Annotated in this window: 1 protein-coding gene and 1 pseudogene; both read right to left on the bottom strand. The window is 65.4% G+C overall.

Features of this window, described 5'->3' with window-relative positions:
- A partial coding sequence (locus EOA85_RS35260; RefSeq protein ID WP_164760131.1) for a glycosyltransferase family 2 protein occupies positions 1 to 851 on the bottom strand: 851 nt, incomplete at its 3' end.
- Positions 841 to 1413 (bottom strand): annotated as a pseudogene (locus EOA85_RS35255) (glycosyltransferase family 2 protein); the annotation flags it as partial. The gene EOA85_RS35260 and the pseudogene EOA85_RS35255, both read right to left, overlap by 11 nt.

Genomic DNA, 1413 nt, shown 5'->3' with positions numbered 1-1413 from the left:
GTCCACACCGCCTTGAGCGGGGACCGCGCCTTGATGTGCTGGACCAGCGACAGGAACGACGCCGCCTTGCGCAGGCTGCGTGTGCGCCTTGCGAAAGCGGCCTCGGCCTTGGCGTCCATCGAATGGGTTCTGGCGAAGGCGAGATCGGCCTTGCGCATCGCCTCGACGTGATGAAGTTCGAGCACGCGGGAAATGGAGCCGGTCCGGATATGGTAGACGTAGCCGGTCGTCGGCTCAACCACACATTTTCCGCCCTTGGCCAGAGCACTGGCCAGCAGGATGTAATCTTCGCCGATGATCAGGCCTTCGTCATAGCGAAGCCCGTTTTCGTTCAGGAAGCGTCGCTGGAAGATCGGCTTGAGATAGCCGAGATTGAACCTGGATTCGAACACCACATTGCCGGCGATATAGTCCGCTAGCGAGATTTCACTCAAGCCCTCGAGATAGTCGGCCGGGAACATCGTCTCTTCGGCAACGCCGTCCTCGCGAACGACCTGGAGATTGTCGACCGCGATCTCGGCGCCCGCTTTCTCTGCGCGGTCAATCATGGTGCAGATCCGCCCGGGATAGATCGCGTCATCGGAATCGAGGACCGCGACCCACCGGCCGCGGGCAAGCTCAAGGCCGGCATTCCTGGCGCCGCCGGGACCACGGTTCTGTGCAAGGGCGACGACGCGCACGATATCCTCGGGGTAGGATCGCGCCAGATCGAGCGTCCGGTCGCGCGACTGATCGTCGACGACGATCACCTCAACGCGGACATCGCGCTGGGCGATAGCGCTGGCGATCGCCCGCTCGATGGTCAGCTCCGCATTGTAGGCGGCAATGACAAAGGTGACGTCAGGCTGCACGCTTGCCCCCTTCCTGCGGCGATGGCAAGCCGTATTGGCGGATTTCACGCACACCGACGAGACCGCTCACGACGCCGACATGCATGATGCCGCGAAGCACGCTGCGGTTCCTGCGCACGGGATTGATGGCGACCGGGATCGCCAATGCGAAACAGTAGACCGCCTTTGCCGAGGCGAGGCCGACTTGCCTGACCAGCGCGAGGCCACTCGCGTCGCGCCCCAGGAGGTGCCCATGCGTCTGCCCGACGCGGAACCGGCGGCGGCGGAGCCAGTCGAATGCGGCCCTGGCGCGCGGCACCACTTCATCGACCCAGGCTTGCGGCGAAAAGGCGATGCGACCGCCGGCCTTGACCATATGGTCGAAGAATTCGGTGTCCTCGCCGCCGGTCTGGCCACGCGCCAGGCTGAACCGCCGGCCGCGGAGGCTGTCGGCGCCCATCCTGAGCAGGACGTTGCAGGTGTAGCCGGTGCGGATCTCGCCGCCCACCCAGACCGGCAGGGTGGAGTGAAAATCGCCGCGGCGCATCCAGGCGGGCGCATCCGGCCGATAGCGCGCCCGCAC

It is taken from the genome of Mesorhizobium sp. M5C.F.Ca.IN.020.29.1.1 (genome assembly GCF_003997375.1).
GTDB classification, from domain to species: domain Bacteria; phylum Pseudomonadota; class Alphaproteobacteria; order Rhizobiales; family Rhizobiaceae; genus Mesorhizobium; species Mesorhizobium wenxiniae.
Note: the sequence above shows the minus strand (reverse complement) of the source record. Positions and strands in the feature narration are given on the sequence as shown.